The 15,989-nt window shown below is 37.7% G+C and carries 12 protein-coding genes; 4 read left to right on the top strand and 8 right to left on the bottom strand.

Annotated elements, in window-relative coordinates:
• Window positions 1–246 precede the first annotated feature (246 nt).
• Window positions 247–1,938, top strand: a complete 1,692-nt coding sequence (gene cptA / locus A391_RS0103990) for a phosphoethanolamine transferase CptA (protein WP_019897510.1) — start codon at window positions 247–249, stop codon at window positions 1,936–1,938.
• 634 nt (window positions 1,939–2,572) lie between these two features.
• Window positions 2,573–2,917 carry a hypothetical protein gene (locus A391_RS0103985; protein WP_019897508.1) on the top strand — a complete coding sequence of 115 codons (345 nt, stop codon included), beginning with the start codon at window positions 2,573–2,575 and terminating at the stop codon, window positions 2,915–2,917.
• A 106-nt stretch (window positions 2,918–3,023) separates the two neighbouring features.
• Here the strand turns inward: A391_RS0103985 and A391_RS0103980 are convergent, their stop codons facing one another.
• The 7 genes from A391_RS0103980 to A391_RS0103950 all read right to left on the bottom strand — a co-directional run bounded on the left by A391_RS0103980 (window position 3,024) and on the right by A391_RS0103950 (window position 11,960).
• Window positions 3,024–4,184 (bottom strand): IS30 family transposase, encoded by a 1,161-nt coding sequence (locus A391_RS0103980; protein WP_019897506.1) that lies wholly within the window; start codon window positions 4,182–4,184, stop codon window positions 3,024–3,026.
• A 607-nt stretch (window positions 4,185–4,791) separates the two neighbouring features.
• A complete protein-coding gene (locus A391_RS0103975; RefSeq protein ID WP_019897504.1) occupies window positions 4,792–6,120 on the bottom strand; it encodes a site-specific integrase in 1,329 nt (442 codons plus the stop codon).
• Window positions 6,117–6,734 (bottom strand): hypothetical protein, encoded by a 618-nt coding sequence (locus A391_RS0103970; RefSeq protein WP_019897502.1) that lies wholly within the window; start codon window positions 6,732–6,734, stop codon window positions 6,117–6,119. Before A391_RS0103970 ends, A391_RS0103975 begins: the two co-directional genes overlap by 4 nt.
• On the bottom strand, window positions 6,727–9,078 hold the full coding sequence (locus A391_RS0103965; RefSeq protein ID WP_019897501.1) for a hypothetical protein: 2,352 nt from the start codon (window positions 9,076–9,078) through the stop codon (window positions 6,727–6,729). Before A391_RS0103965 ends, A391_RS0103970 begins: the two co-directional genes overlap by 8 nt.
• Window positions 9,071–10,945 carry a hypothetical protein gene (locus tag A391_RS0103960; RefSeq protein WP_019897500.1) on the bottom strand — a complete coding sequence of 625 codons (1,875 nt, stop codon included), beginning with the start codon at window positions 10,943–10,945 and terminating at the stop codon, window positions 9,071–9,073. Before A391_RS0103960 ends, A391_RS0103965 begins: the two co-directional genes overlap by 8 nt.
• Window positions 10,946–10,978: 33 nt before the next feature.
• The gene (locus A391_RS0103955; RefSeq protein ID WP_019897499.1) at window positions 10,979–11,236 is read right to left on the bottom strand and encodes a peptidogalycan biosysnthesis protein; all 258 of its coding nucleotides are present in this window, start codon (window positions 11,234–11,236) and stop codon (window positions 10,979–10,981) included.
• Between the two features lie 163 nt (window positions 11,237–11,399).
• Window positions 11,400–11,960 carry a hypothetical protein gene (locus tag A391_RS0103950; RefSeq protein WP_019897497.1) on the bottom strand — a complete coding sequence of 187 codons (561 nt, stop codon included), beginning with the start codon at window positions 11,958–11,960 and terminating at the stop codon, window positions 11,400–11,402.
• 331 nt (window positions 11,961–12,291) lie between these two features.
• Between A391_RS0103950 and ompR the strand changes: the two genes are divergently transcribed.
• Entirely contained in the window at window positions 12,292–13,017 is a 726-nt protein-coding gene (gene ompR / locus A391_RS0103945; RefSeq protein WP_019897496.1) for a two-component system response regulator OmpR, read from the top strand.
• Between the two features lie 81 nt (window positions 13,018–13,098).
• Window positions 13,099–14,406, top strand: a complete 1,308-nt coding sequence (locus A391_RS0103940; RefSeq protein ID WP_019897495.1) for a sensor histidine kinase — start codon at window positions 13,099–13,101, stop codon at window positions 14,404–14,406.
• Between the two features lie 96 nt (window positions 14,407–14,502).
• On the opposite strand, the gene cysG is transcribed toward A391_RS0103940, so the two are convergent.
• Window positions 14,503–15,891, bottom strand: a complete 1,389-nt coding sequence (cysG, locus tag A391_RS0103935) for a siroheme synthase CysG (protein ID WP_019897494.1) — start codon at window positions 15,889–15,891, stop codon at window positions 14,503–14,505.
• Between the last annotated feature and the right edge of the window lie 98 nt (window positions 15,892–15,989).

Here is a 15,989-nt window from a genome sequence, read left to right as displayed (position 1 = left end):
CAAATTCATAGTTTATAAATTATTTCAATTCATTTACCAATTTAAGTTAGCGTTAAGTATTCATCTTTATAGTAAATATAAAGGTTCATAGATTAATCATTACCGGAGTTGAAAATGGATAGCAAATTAAAAGGTCATCAGGCCGAAAATTCTATTTAAGACTGGCTCGGTTATTGGTGCAGGGTCAATATTCACAATACAAGCCTAAATTTTTATAACAATACTAAAGTAGTCCCAAACATAATAATGATCAAAAAAATTCATCTAAATGCCAATTGGCAAGCATTCCTGACTCTTTATTTTTTCTTTTTCTATTTTTCAGGCATTACACATATTCTGCTACAAGTGACAGATTCAACGATTTTTGTTGGACTAAGGCAGGCAATTTATATGAGCTTGTTATGGGTGATTCCAGCATTACTGATTCCCAATAAGACCAAATTAATATCAAGTGTAATTGGTATTATTCTTTGGTTTACATCGTTAGTTAGTCTCGGCTACTTTTGCATCTATCAACAAGAATTCTCTCAAAGTGTAATTTTCATTATTTTTGAATCAAACCCAGCTGAATCTTATGAGTTCATCGCTCAGTATTTCAAATGGTGGATGTTGCCAGTATTTGTTGGTCATACAATCTTTAGTTTTTTACTGTGGCGTCAAGTTAAGCCAACATTTATCCCTTTTAACCGCGCGCTATTCATTAGTCTACTCATTTTAATATTTTTGTTTGGTATACCAGTTTTAAAGAATTATGTGATTAAAAAGGCACAATGGAGTGATGTAGTTTATAAAATTGAAAAGAGTTTACAGCCTGCTCAACCATGGCAGTTAATTATCGGATATCTACATTATCGTGAACAATTAGCGACGATGGAGGCTATGCTTGAGAAGAATAAAAGCTTACCTCCAGTTAAAAATCTTAAGGATAAATACGGAGACCTTAATAGCACGATGGTATTGGTAATTGGCGAGTCTACCAACCGTCAACATATGAGTTTATATGGATATAAGCGTCCAACCACACCTAGGTTAGATGCGATGAAAAATGAACTATCAGTATTTAAAAACGCATTTTCGTCTCGGCCATCGACGATTGAGTCTTTAGAGCAAATCCTCACTTTTGCTGACCAGGAAAATCCAGACTTGTATCTCACTAAGCCAACATTAATGAACATTATGAATCAAGCTGGCTATAAAACGTTTTGGATAACCAACCAGCAAACTATAACAAAGCGCAATACGATGTTGACGAACTTTTCTAAGCAAATGGATGTTCAATTTTATATGAACAATTCAAGCGCACAGAATTCAAGACAATACGATGAAAATGTTTTAGAGCCTTTACAAAAATCTCTAAATGATAGTGCCCATAAGAAATTTATTGTTGTACATCTCTTAGGTACGCATATGAAATATAAATATCGCTACCCAGACGATTTTGCTAAATTCAACTCTTCTGAAGGATTAAATAAAGAGCTTAATCAGAAAAAAATAGATGTCATTAACTCATACGACAACGCCGTTTTTTACAACGATTATATTGTCACTTCTATTAAAAAAATGATAGAAGCTAAACAAGAGCGAAGTTTTATGGCTTACCTCTCCGATCATGGTGAGGATGTATATGACACTCCACCGCATGACTTTCTTGGACGAAATGAAGGAAAACCTACACTTTCGATGTATGCCACACCTTTAATCATGTGGGCATCACCAGCATGGCAGCAAAGTTCAAATGTGAATTTAAATATAAACCTAAATATGCCCTATAGTCTTTCAAATTTCATTCATACTTGGTTTGACGTTGCAGGCTTAAGTTTTGATGATCTCGATATTAAAAAAAGTATCGTAAATTCAGCATTTAAACAATCTCCAATACTAATTGGCGACCCTAATGGTAATGCTGGCCTAAAGATGCTGAAAACTGAAACAAAATAAGCTTTGTAGATTCCGTATGTTTAATAATATTTAATATTTTCTATAAATATCAGTAAAAAATGTATTTTCAATGTGCGCTATGTGGTTTGAGTTCAGGGCTACTCAGAGATTTACAGGTGTCTTAGAAGCATATGGAGACCATCAATCAAGCCCATTCGCTCAAGCTGGTGTAAGGGTGTCTGTCATACCCAACTTCTTCCAAGTAGATACCACCTTGGGAAGACAACTCAATGGTGTGAATGATAACCAGTGGCTATCTTTTGGGTTTTGCATTACGCCAGACAAACTATTCTGACACCGATGAAGTGGGAATGATATTGCAACTGTTAGTCCGCTTAGCGGATTCAGTGTAAATGCAGGACAAAACCAGTAATATAGCTTTGACACGTCTACTTCAAAAACACACCATTTTAGTCGTTCAATGAAGTTTTGCTATTCATAACAAAAGGATTTCTATGCTAATGCATCGGCACCTTAATGTTAGTTCAATTATTCTATCTCTAACAGCAGTAAAACATCCTCCTCATCGTTTAATACACCATCTCCAATGTGTTTGGTGCAAATCACAAATGAATCTTAATATATTTTCATGGTAGACTAAATTTTACTTTGTGCTTACAAGTGGAATTTATTCATGTACGAGCCAATACTACACCCACCAATATCTCCTGATAGATTCATTATTAGAGTCCTGCGACATGTCGCAGTTGCAGTTTTAATTCTTCTGGTTTCAATTGTGATTGGAATGGCTGGTTATCAGTATTTTGAACAACTTTCTTGGCGCAGTGCATTTTTGAATTCAGCGATGCTTTTGGGTGGAATGGGACCGGTAGATGCGCCTCATACTGATGGAGGTAAAATTTTTGCAGGGCTGTATGCACTTTATGCTGGCTTGGTATTTATAGTGCTTGCTGGACTCATCCTTGCGCCTTTAGTACATAGGGTAATGCATAAGTTTCATTGGGCAGACGATCAGTAATTTTTATAAAAATTAAATAAATTGCACATATGTAGAGGCTATTAGGTTTTGTGTAAATTGAGGATACTAGTGTGTATCAGCTGAGTGTCAGCTTTGTGGCTTGAATTCAACCGGTCGATGCAACAGATTGGGCAAATCTTTCTGCCGGTGTTTGGTAGTTTAGTGTTTTTCTTGGACGTTCATTTAACTTTCTCGCTACTGCATTGAGTTTGGCTTGTGAGTAGCTGGCCAAACTCATTCCCTTTGGAAAGTATTGTCTTAATAGACCATTCGTATTTTCATTGGACCCACGTTGCCAAGGGTGCTGAGGATCGCAGAAGTAAACCTGAACATTGGTTGCCAAGGTAAAGCGCTTATGGGCTGCCATTTCCTTACCCCGGTCCCAAGTTAACGATTGATAAAGTTGCTGCGGTAATTTCTGTGCGTGCTTGATGAGTGCATTGACGACAGTTTCAGTATCTTTGCCAGCGACCTTTACCAACATCACATAGCGCGTCTGGCGTTCAACAAGAGTAGCTATCTGACTATGAGTATCCCCAAACAACAGATCCCCTTCCCAGTGGCCTGGTACCGCACGATCCTCTATCTCGGCTGGCCGCTCTCTAATTGATACTGTGTCTAAAATCCTACCGTGAATATCATTCTTCTGAGTGTGATGACGTGAACGGCGCATCATTCGCGTACGCCGTAAATGCTGCACCAGCTCCTTCTTCAAGGCCCCGCGGGCTTGGATAAAAAGGCTGCGATAAATAGTCTCGTGGGACACCTGATAGCTCTCGTTATCTAGATAAGTCTGTTTTAGCCAACCAGCAATCTGTTGTGGCGACCACAGCAACTGAAGCTTGCTTGCCACGAGGTTCGCCAAAGCTTTATTCTCCACCAATTTACAGGTCTTGGGGCGATTGGCTCTGTCCCAAGTGGCTTGGTCAGCCTGACTAGAGCGGTAATATTTAGATCCACCGTTGCGTTTAATCTCTCGGCTAATGGTCGAAGGATGGCGCCCGAGAAGCTTAGCGATAGAACGAATCGATTGACCGGTTGCCAGACCCCGCGAAATCTCTTCGCGGTCCGCTAAAGTCAGTGCTAATTTGGATCGAGACCGCTGAGGCGGTCGTATACCGCCAGTCTCAGAAAGAATACGTTGTATAGAGGAGTGGTTTCGATCAAATAACTGGGCAATCTGCTGGAGAGATTCACCTTTTTGCCAGCGATCCCACATTAAAGCCTTTTGTGTATCAGTGTAATAGATTCTCGGACGTTGTTTCATTTGCAACACTCCTTCTGCTTACGCAGTTTCTAGTGTGTTGCATCGACCGGTTGAATTCAAGGGATTTAGCTGACGGATAGAAACCTATTAAGTGTGAATCAGCATCCAAAAAATTGATTAATTTAGATTTAAAGGTGAGAAGATTCGGAGCTAAGACGATATAAACTGGACTAAAGGTGAGCTTTGGGGGAGTCAAAGTCAGCTCAACTAATCTAAAGGTGAGAAAATTCGGTGCATAGACTAGTTAAATCGAGAAATAATGAGAGTTTTTGGGAGAAAATGCCTATTCTTTAAGCATATATTACTAATCCATTCCGAAAAGTATCACCATAACCACGAAAAGTCTCACCACAAACCCGAAAAAACTCACCTTTAAATGCTTAACATATGTAGATCGATGAACAAACTCATCAGGGAAAAGTTTGCAATGGCAGAACGCCAATCGAAAATTTAACTTAGTGGGAAATTGATTGGGGATGGGAAAAATCTAAACCAAATCTAATCTGACAGGTACCCTAAAATTCGGTAACCGTCAGATCAGGTCTGAACTAGAACACTTAATCACCCTCATTTCAATATACTTATAATGTAATTTAGTATTTTTTAGCTATTTAGCTTTTAAATTTTGCAACTCAAGTTTGATCCTATCGTTCTCCATTTGTAGCTCAAGAATTTTTATTGATTGAGTTTGCTCAATATCAAATTCACTTACAAGCTTCATGGCACTGGTGTATGGTGCCTGACTTGTAATTGATTTATGTCCCAATTCTGCAGCCAATACTAATGCTAAGTCTTCTGGGGCCAAAGAAAATTTATTTCTTTTACGTGAAGATATTTCCTTAGCCATACGATTAGTAGTAAAAGTATCCCTCAAAGCATGGGGGCCCATACCTTTACTTGGAACTTCCTTTTTTATTGCTGAACCTATAACATGCGTAATTGTTGTTGCTTTTATAGGTGCACCAGTTGTTTCGGACAGAAAAACTGCATTATTCGCTACTTTCTCATCAATACTTAGTTTAGCTAAGAGTTGGCTTCTTTCATTTTCGCAATACTTTGAAATTTTAAGAGCAAGCGCAATTGGAAATTGGAAAGAATTTTGATATCCAAACTTCTGCTTAGATGGAACAACTAAAAACTTAGTGTCACTTTCAACAGCACGATTTATGGAGTTTATATTAAATTGATCTTTTTTTAAGCTTGCTATACTTTCTCGGCGAAAACCAACTGATTCAGCTATCCTAAAAATTAATAAGTTTCTACTCCTTAAATAACTAGACTTATTACTTAGCAACTCATCTACAACTTTATCTATTTGATTGTCTGACAAATACTTTGATTCTCTAACTCTAGATCCTTTTCCAACACCTCTAAAACACAATGGGTATGAATCTCTATGTGAGATTTGAACTTTATCACTCTGCCCTTTACCTAGTGATGATCTGATTCTTTCGTTATTCCAGCCGATTGAATCACTTAAAAGCAAAGCATGATTTTGCGCCCAAAAATAAAAATCGTATATTTTTATAAGCTTGTCATTTGCAGTTCGACTTGCCGCTAACTTGTTTCTACTTCTGCTATTTAAAACTGTTTTTTCAAGACTCCAGTTAAGATAGTTAGACAGAATTGAGTCATCTACGAGCTTCCAATCTATATTTTGAACTCGTAAAAATTCCAAGAAATTTGAGATAGCAGTTGATAATGGCTCAATAAAGGATTTATATGCTTGCTGTTTAGTATGAACTGCAATTTTATCTTTAGCTAAATATATGCAGTAGTCTACAAACGGTGCTGCCAAAGTCATCTTATGGTCATAAAAAATCGGAACCTTATACTCTTCATTTATCTGACCCCAAATCAAAGTGATTTTGTAGCTTCTTCTTAAATCTGAAACTACTTTAGTATTCGGCACTACATAACTAATATCTTCAATCATTCTTTTTTTAGAGCACTAAACTTAGTAATTTTATTAAGTGATGCAAGTAGAGACTGTATCCTCTCCTCTTTAGCTTGGATCAATTTTTGTGTTTCGTCTTTATTATTATCGAGAGCCCTCTGGAGTTTCTTTACTTTTCCTTCTGTTTCACTATTCTTAAGTTTTAATTGAGCTATATCTGTAGCCATAGTTTTAGCTAATAATTCCCAGTATTTTAAATCTAGGTTTAACTTTTGTATTGTACCTAGCTTGTTTGAGTGCTCAGTTTGTTGAACTAGTCTAGCTTTAACAAGTTTTAATGTATTTAATAATAAAGATCTCAAATCACTGTTGTAATCCTTATTAAGTGTTTCTCTACTAACGGTTTTAAATTGCCCTATCAATTCAACACATATTGATGAGTTTTGTGACCCATCCCATTTAGAAAAATCTAAAATTGAAAGAGGAACCCACTCAAACTCCAACTCTCCAGTCTTATCTCGTACCTCAGAACCATTATTATCTAATTTAATTGGTATGCCATCACTTGACCACTTTTTAAGTATGTTAATTTTGTGCTCAATGTTTGCTCGTGACTTTTCTCTGTTTTGACCAGAAATATGATTACTATTCATAACATCCTTCTAAATTCTTTCTCCATGACTCCGCAAAGTTGTCAAAAATCGTTTTGTTATCTTTAGCTATATTCATTTCTAGCTCTTTTATTTTTGCTAAACTATTTGCTTCTTTTACTTGTTCATTTCTTATGTGTAATGGAATCCGAGTATCCTTACTACTTGATAAGAGACATTCAATTTCATTGTCAAGTAGTATTGAAGTATTTATTGGATATAAATGATTAACGCACTTCGAACAGGTTTCTGGTGATGCTTTTGAAGGATTTAGCTTGTTATTCTCATAGCATGAAGCAATTTTGAGTGTATGTTTTGAACTGCCAATCATACAAACACCACTGCTCATTGGTAGTGGCATAAAACCCCTACCTATAATTTTTTCAGTAACCTCTTGAGTTTTGTCCTCTAAGGTTTTTTCTGAAAATTCTGCATCTAAATTTAACCTTGTAATTAACTTACTGACCAATCTGGGAAAATAACCTCCTACAAGTTGGCCATCCAGGATGTCTAAAACTTTATTTTTCAAATATTCTGCTGATGCTTTATTAACTTCCAAGCCGAGCTCTGTGTTCTCTCTATTTGCTAATGCCTCAATCTCGCAACTAGCTTGGTAAGACAACTCACCATTTCCAGGAGAAACATAAATATGAGTAGATTCAGGACTAATATGTCTTAAATGATTTTGGAGAGCTAAAAGTTCAGGATGATCAAATCTGTTCATGTACAAAAGCGCAAATAACCTACGGAAAGGGTGCGCACGATTATTAATAGCACTTTGTTCTACAGACGCCAATCTGAAAAACTCTTTGGAGTTTTCGCTAAAATCATAATTTTCTAGATCACTTTGAAACCCTGCAATAGAAAAACTTCTTAATTTAAATAGCTTTTGTTTTCGTTTATCAATTATATTTTCTGGATGAATTTTATTTTGTGCTTCAAACGGACTCAGCAAGTCATATAGCTTTTCCAATAGATTGACGCAGTCAACGACAACCTGGTTACAAAAGAAGTCAGCGAAATTTTGTACTGTTTTTTCTATATAAATTTCAATAGTATGATTAGGAATTTCAAATCCATAGTCACTTATGCACCCTTTATAAAGTCCATATGGAAGATCTTTACCAACTACTTCATTTAGCCTTCTACCATGATTAACTGCAATAAGGATAAACAGAGATGTTTGTAATGTATGTATCAAACCTTTAAGAGAATTTTGCCCCTGTATGGCACTTAAAGACTCATATGGGAAATCGTAATGATTTTTTAAATCTCTATAGTTTTCTTCAATTGATTTTTTGACGATAGTGTTTAATTTTTGTGATTTACTCCACTCGTTATCAGTACTATCGTACCCATATTCATTTGAGAGTTGTTCAATCAGATCTCTTGTAGACTTAGCAAGTTTTAATATTCCTGGAGATAAAATATAAACCCACTTTGTGGCTTCTTTAAATAAACTGATCGCATCTGGTAGTGAGATTGTTTTGGTTCGATTTGAAATTGAATTGTGTTTTAGCTTCTTAGCAGCTCTACTAGCGAAGGGAAATGGTAAAAATGAGATGTTGTCAAAAACTTTGGGATGTAGCGCTAATAAATTAATACCTGAAAAGCTATCAATTAGTGAGTCTTTGCTATTACCCACTTTGAAGCCAGAGCCTTTTGGATTAGGTCTTTTGTCATCTAGTAATTCAGATAAGCCATCTCTAAAATACATTGGTATTTGAGTAGCTGGAAATGGCAAACCAATTTCACTTTTTAAAAACTCATAATTAATTGATGACCATTTAGCCTTACCTAATCCTAATAAACTGCTTAGTAAATCTGGATTTAATTTAACTTTTTCAAGTAGCATCTTAAATGCTTCGTCATAGTCAAGAACGCCCCACCAACCTACTCTTGATAGTTCTAATCCGAGCTCTCTGAAATCATCTGAAGTTAAATCTGAAAATTTATACACCCCTTTTCTAACCATCCAAATAAAAACTTTTTGTATTAAACTAAATTGTCTCCCGATAGCATCAGATAGTTTTCCCTTTTCATATCGGAAAAGAGCTGCATTTATAGAAAGTTTTGTTAAGTCACATAAATTTGAAAATTCAGACATCATCATATTAGAAGAGTGAATACTTCTTTTGCCATGAACAGCTAAAGAGATATTATTCAAATCTATAGTCTTTAATTTTTTTTGACTTTCTTGATGGTGCGATGTGTCAATAATAATTAGATTATCATTCCAGTCCGAAATATACTTTTCGTGCTTAAGTACCGATTGCCATTTTTCATCAAATTGCGAGCTTGTATCGATGAAATTGTTTTCAATATGCTTGTGAGGAACCCTAGCCATTGTTCAAGCTCCTTTCTATAGCTCTTAAGACACCTCTATACTCACTCTCAAGAATGAACTTATACATCGCAATACAAAACAAAATACGTGGGATGTGGAACTCTAAAAATCTTTCTTTATTTGAGTCTTTTAAGTTTGGAATAGATTCTTTGTAATATTGCATTTGCATTGCACAATGCTCAATTTCAGGCCGACCTATAATAATTTTTAGTTTACCAATGCTATTGATCCACTCATCTGCTATTGATTTATCGCTGTAAGAACTAACTGGGAATAGTAATTTTTCATTAATCGTACAGTCATCACCATTAGCAACAATTCCACCTGCAAATAAAATTGTATCGCCCAATCTTCGCATGAATTCGTTAATATTCGCCTCACTTAGAACTCTTAAAATATTTGTATTCAAGTAAGATGATGTAGTGCTTAAATCTTTATGTCCTAGCAAAACCATAGCAGTATATGGATTCTTCCCAGACTTCATATACTCAAGATTGATTTTTTGATCACGAATATCTTTAAGTTTGAAAATGGGGATTTTTGAATAATTACAGAAAACTTCGATATCTCTTTCAATATGTGATATTGATTCAAAAACATTCGAAATAAGCCCGGTTCTATTCAATTTACATAAAAAAATTGAGTTTAATTGTCCAGTGGAAAATCTTTCAATATTATTGAAGTTATCTAAAAGCAAATGAACGCATTTGTAAGGCCATGACTCTGCAGCACCTTTAATATTTTTATCTATAAGATATTCTTGTATTTGATCTGTTTTTGTCTTGATACCCACCACTTTGATTTTATTAACTAGACTTGTATCAATTCGATCCTTGGTCAAAGTTAGTAAAGTTGATGGATTCCATCCTGTTTCAATTAGTAATATTAATAAACATGCAAATACAACATTACGCGGAAGATAATAATCACTTAACAAAAAGTCTACAGGTTTTAGATGTAGTCTATTAAACTCGTCGTCATGAATATAATTTAAGTCAGAAAACGAATATTTAAACTCTAACTCTTGATGTTTATAAAGCTCATATTCCTCAATCAATGACAAATATAAACTTAACTTATCAGCTTCTGGAACTCTAAATTTCTTGTCTTTAAGGCTTTCATATTTCGAAACTATCGTTTTAATTCTTTCGGATGTGTATTTCGATCTAAGAGACTCATTTTTAAATGCCTTAATTTTCGATACGTTTTCAAGATGACTTTGAATTACCTCGATGCATACATCAGATAATCTATCCAGACGTGTTTGAAGATGCTTAACACTCTTTTGTTCAAGGTCATCTTTACTGTCATTTAAGATTAATGAAAGAGGGTAAGCCATTTCAGAGTCATTAATTCCCTCGTCATATCTTTCGCTAATTAATTTTCTAGTGTCTTTTGAATTATATTTAAATGAAGTTCTAAACTGAATATCCCTTACCAGTTGCCCATTTGATAAGGTAGAGTGGCAACCTTTAAATGGTTGTACAGCTTTAATGTATAAAGCGTAGGGATCTTTGTAATTCTTTGTTTTGATATATATTTCTATATGTTGATATATCAACCAAATATCTGAATAGTTAAGACTAGATACTAAAGTACTTAATTTTGAAGAGATAGTAATATCTGACGTTATAAAATCTAGTGAACTTGAAAAAGTCCTTGCGATTAATGGATGTATCGGACTAGGTAAATCTCTTATAACTTGCTCTAAAAATCCACCTCGCTGAACATTCAGTTTTGAAAAGTTGATTTCAACTTTTCCTAAAATCTGCTTTCCATAAGAATTATATTTAGTATTTATAAATACACTATTTTTTGTCCAAGTATTTCTAACCAAATTATTTTTTTGATTTCTTGTTGTATTCATGAGTTTTTTTTGACATTGTTTTACTTGGACATTTCAAAGTATACGACACAACATTCTGTACTCACCATAAGAATGGTATTTAACGTATAGCGGCATAGCGCCTATTAGTTGGGTATCATCGTACAACAGCAAAAAGCAAGGTTGCCAGCCAGTACCAGCGCCTACAGAACTTGACGTTTCAAAAGCACTTAAAAAAGCATGGCTAAGTAGTGGCACACCTCCCGCCAATACATCCCATGCATCAGCAGGAATATTGGCTATGCTCTCAGCAACTTCGAGCCTTAACGCCATACAAAAACACCGGATTGATTAATCATTGATACTTATTATGCACGAATGCATAGTGCAAAGGTATAAAGACTAAATTAAAAACTGAGGATATAGATTACTGCATGAGTGTCAGCTGATAGTCGGCGAACACTAGAAGTGGGTTAAAGACTGAAACCAATTAACGCTACAGTGACTTCTTTTTCGGTATATTGGTTGCTTGCTTGTTTTTGGCTTTAGCTTCTTCTAGCGCTTCCGCCTCAATCATTCTTTTCTGCTTTTCCAACTGAATTGCAGCTTCTGCCGCTCTGCGGCGCTCTAGGATTCTTGCTTGCGCCTCAACTAGCTCATTTAATGAGATGACGCCATCCTGATTGGTATCAACACTGTTGAAATGTCTTGCGATCTGCGGCAGCTTTTCTGTCGCCTCTTGCCGGTCTATTGTGCTGTTATTATTGGTATCTGCCTCAAAAAAACGTGCCTCAATGCTTTCTTGCATTGCACGTCTGCGCTCTTCAATTTGATCATGACTCGGATCAATAGAGCGCGCATACTCTTCAAGCGCCTTACGCAACATTTCTCTACGCTCTGGACTGAAGTTTAAATTAAGCGTTTTTTGGTAACCATCGCTTCTGCCGTCATCCTCAGCAAAACGTTCATCTTCTACCACGCGCTTTGATTTGTCAGCGGTTGCTGACAAACTATTTCTATTTTCAGCATTTAGGCTTAACGAAAAGCTTAATCCCATGCATAAAACTAGGCACGCATACTTGGTCGATGACATATTGTTTAGCAAGATCAAATCCAAAGAATCAAGGTTCCAATGTTGAGCATTACAATTTAAGTTGCATTATCATGAAGCACGTTTGTTAATTGAATGTTTCATTTAACGATGAAATTGTAAGAAATTGTAAATTTTTACAATCTGTGACATGTGACAATCAATAAATTTTAAAGTTTAATCACATAATATTGAATATAAATATAAATTTAGCATACACTTTACAGTTATTGAAAATAATATTGTTTTGAATAACATTCAATATCATTTTATTAAAAATTAAGGTTTAAACATAATCATGGCAGACCAAAATAAAAAAATCTTAGTCGTAGATGACGATGTGCGTTTACGTGAACTGTTGCAACGCTATCTCACAGAACAAGGCTTTACCGTCAAAACTGCAAATGACGCTAAAGAGATGGATAGTATTCTAAACAGCGATGCTATTGATTTATTAGTGCTAGATTTAATGTTGCCAGGCGAGGATGGATTATCCATTTGCCGCAGAATGCGTGGCAGTGCAACCATGATGCCGATCGTGATGCTAACAGCGCGTGGCGACGAGGTAGATCGAATTATCGGCCTGGAAATGGGTGCTGATGACTATTTGCCAAAACCATTTAACCCAAGAGAATTATTAGCACGTATCAATGCGGTGATGCGCAGACATGAGCGTTTAGTGCCTAGCGCACCTGCGAATGCTGCAGAGAACATTACGATTGGCGACTTTGTGTTCAACGCAGCCACACGCTCACTGAGCCGCCAAGGGACTGCGATTGCGATTACCAGTGGCGAATTTGCATTGCTAAAAGTTTTTGTGGATCACCCGCGCCAACCTTTATCACGCGACAGACTGATGCAACTAGCGCGCGGACGTGAACTGGATGTTTATGATCGCAGCATTGACGTACAAGTATCGCGTTTACGCAAGCTAATTGAGCCTGATCCTGCTCACCCTCGCTATTTGCAAACCATGTGGGGATTTGGCTACGTATTTATACCGGATGGCGAAGCCGATAATTAGTCGAAAACAAGGCAACAGGCTTTCTTGCATGCCTTGGATTGCCTGATTTAATGCTCAATTTTATTACCAAAGCCAATACCCTTGCGTCTTTTACCAAAAAAACTACTCTCAAGAATTATGCTGCTCATCGCTCTGCTTTTAGCGATAGGTCAGTTTGCATCTTTAAAGATTTTTGAATACTTTGAACGAGAGCCGCGCGCGCAGGCAACGGCATTACAAGCAGTCACTGTTGTTAACTATACGCGTGCATCTTTAATTGCATCTCAAGAAAACCTTCGTTTAGCATTACTTTCAGAATTAACCGGAAAAGAAGGTGTGCGTATTTATTATGCAGACTTCATGGAAGAAATTGCTCCACTGCCAGACGACCCATTTATTAATATGGTCGCTGATAAAATACGTGAACGCTTAGGTGTACAAACCATTATTACAACCAATCATTATGGCATAGATGGGTTATGGGTTAGTTTTGGCATTGATCAAGATGACTTTTGGGTGGTCATCCCAAACGTACACGTAGAGCGCTCATTTCCTTGGCAATGGCTGGGTTGGATTGGCCTAGTATTGAGTTTATCTCTAGCTGGTGGCTATGTACTAGCCGCACGCATTAACAAGCCGCTTAATTTACTAGTAAGCGCAGCCGATAAACTACGTAAAGGCCAGCGCCCTGATAAACTCCCCGAAGATAGCGTGACGGAGTTACGTGAAGTAAGCACTACTTTTAACAAAATGGCGGAATCACTAGCAGAGCTAGACGCGGAAAGAACACTGATTCTTGCTGGTGTCTCTCACGACATTCGCACACCCCTAGCGCGACTGCGCCTTGCGGTAGAAATGCTACCGGAGAAAGATTGTGGCTACCTGAAGTCTGGCATGGTGCAGGATATTGCAGACATGGATAACATTATCCATCAGTTCTTAGACTTTGTTCGCGGCACGGAGGGTGAGCCAACATTGATGGTCGATATCAATACTTTGCTGCAAGGATTACATGATAGACAAGAACGGGCAGGACGAGATTTAGTCATCCAATTAGCACCCACTTATAAAGTACCAATTAAACCGCTTGCTATGCAACGCCTGCTAGACAATCTCGTTGGCAATGCTTATAACTATGGGGGCGGACAAGTACGCGTAAGCAGCCAAATCCTCGCAGACTGTATTGTGATTAGCGTTTTTGATAATGGGCCGGGTATTCCAGAAACCCATTTAGAAAAAATATTGCGCCCATTTGAGCGGCTTGATACTGCACGCAGCAATGCCGGGGGTAGCGGCTTAGGGCTAGCGATTGCAGACCGTATTGCTAAACTACATCATGGCAAGTTAGAGCTGATCAACCGGCCAGAAGGAGGCTTAGAAGCTCGCCTCAGCATCCCGATTAAAAACTAACATACAACAAAAATCACTTACATGCCAAGCTAATAATTAATCAACTAACCATTTGATTAGATAGACAGTTAACAAAATTCTCTGTTAATAAAGCAGCTATACGCCAGGCTCAAACCAAGCCAACTTCTCACGCAGATGTACCACTTCACCAATAATCGTGAGGCATGGCGGTTTTAACCCCGCTTCAGTCACTTTTTCAAATAGGTCTGCCAGTGTTGCTGTCACAACCTTTTGGCGTTGCGTTGTGCCCTGCTGCACCACGGCAACCGGCATATCAGGAGAAACACCGTGCTTAATTAGTTGCTCGCAGATTTGCGCCAAGCCAACTAAACCCATGTAAATGACAACAGTTTGTCTTGGTCTAGCCATCGCTTCCCAATCCAAATCTAGACTACCATCTTTTAAGTGCCCAGTAATAAACAAACAAGCTTGTGCGTAGTCTCGGTGCGTCAGCGGAATTCCAGCATAGCTAGAAACACCATTCGCAGCGGTAATGCCTGGTACTACCTGAAATGGAACACCATGCTCCATCAGCGTTTCAATTTCTTCGCCGCCACGACCAAATATAAATGGGTCGCCACCTTTTAAACGAAGTACGCGTTTACCTTGCAATGCTAGCTTAGCAAGCAAAGCATTAATTTCCTCTTGCGGAAGCGTATGCTGGTCACGCGATTTACCTACGTAAATCAGCTCCGCATCACGGCGCACCAATTCCATCACTTCTGGGCTCACCAACTTATCATAGACACAGACATCACACTGCTGCATCAAGCGTAACGCCCTGAATGTTAACAAATCAGGATCACCTGGGCCGCCACCAACCAAGAACACCTCGCCTTTATTCGTGGTGACGTTTTCTTGATCAATTAAGTCTTGCAACAAAGTACGCGCTGATTGTTCTTGGCCTGATAAAACACGCTCAACTAACGGGCCTTGTAGTACATCTTCCCAGAATCGGCGGCGAGCTTGCGTGGTGGTAAATTTTGCCTTTACTTTATCGCGAAACTCGCCAGCGATACCCGCGATACGGCCATAACCAGCAGGTAGCATGGTTTCAATTTTAGTGCGGATATAACGCGCCAATACAGGGGCATTGCCCTCACTAGAAACGGCAATCACGACTGGGCTACGCTCGATAATAGAGCCCATCGTAAACGTACACAAATCCGGAGCATCAACCACGTTAACAGGAATGCCTAGCACCTTTGAGTCTTTGGAGACTGCTTCGTTAACCGTCATATCATCCGTCGCAGCGACGACCAAACATGCGCCCTCAAGCTGCTGCTTGTGATAGTTGGATTGAATGCATTTAATTTTCCCGTCATCGACCAACGCTTGTAACTCATGACAGATTTCTGGTGACACTAAAGTGATGGCAGCGTTGGCTTTTAACAACATGCTGACTTTGCGCGTAGCGACATCGCCGCCGCCAATCACAATACATAACCGATTAGTGATATTGATAAAAATTGGGAGTGCTTGCATGTTTTAAATAGCTAATTATTCATTAAGTTAATCATTTTACCTTGTAGTCAACAACTTTGCGTGAGGCAAGTGAGCAAATACGTTAAAATCATGTTTTA

It is taken from the genome of Methylotenera mobilis 13 (genome assembly GCF_000384255.1).
Classification (GTDB): Bacteria; Pseudomonadota; Gammaproteobacteria; order Burkholderiales; family Methylophilaceae; genus Methylotenera; species Methylotenera mobilis_B.
The sequence above is the reverse complement of the archived record's forward strand: the minus strand, read 5'-3'. Positions and strand labels throughout refer to the sequence as shown.